General features: G+C 64.1%; 1 protein-coding gene. It reads right to left on the bottom strand.

Annotation, left to right across the window (positions count from 1 at the left end; all coding sequences use genetic code 11):
- The coding region (locus RM572_RS29180; RefSeq protein ID WP_394813733.1) for an ABC transporter permease at positions 1-438 on the bottom strand (438 nt) is incomplete at its 3' end.
- Between the last annotated feature and the right edge of the window lie 16 nt (positions 439-454).

Raw genomic sequence — 454 nt, forward strand, 5'->3', positions numbered from 1 at the left:
GATGCCGGGGAGCGACAGCGGCACCCAGATCCTGGCAATCGAGATGACCGGTCGCGCACCAAGACTCGACGATGCGAGGACGAGCCGACGGTCGATGCCCGACATCACGGCATACAACGGCAGGACCATGAACGGCAACAGGATCTGACTCATGCCGATGACCACGCCCAGGTTGGTACGCAGTAGCGGCACACTGCCCAGCCCGACGAACGACAGCAGGGTTTGAATCGGCCCGCCGTCCTCCAACAGGATCACCCAGGCAAAGGTGCGCACCATCAGGCTGGTCCAGAACGGAACCAGCACGATGAGGGTCAGCGCGATGCGGACCGCGGGCCCGAATGCGACCATGGCGTAGGCGTAGGGATAGCCGAGCACCAGGCAGATCACCGTGACTTCGAGGCCCGTCGTGAACGTGCGCAACAGGACGCTGCGCTGCACGGAATCGCCCAGGTAC

It is taken from the genome of Streptomyces hazeniae (assembly GCF_031845485.1).
GTDB classification, from domain to species: Bacteria; Actinomycetota; Actinomycetes; order Streptomycetales; family Streptomycetaceae; genus Streptomyces; species Streptomyces hazeniae.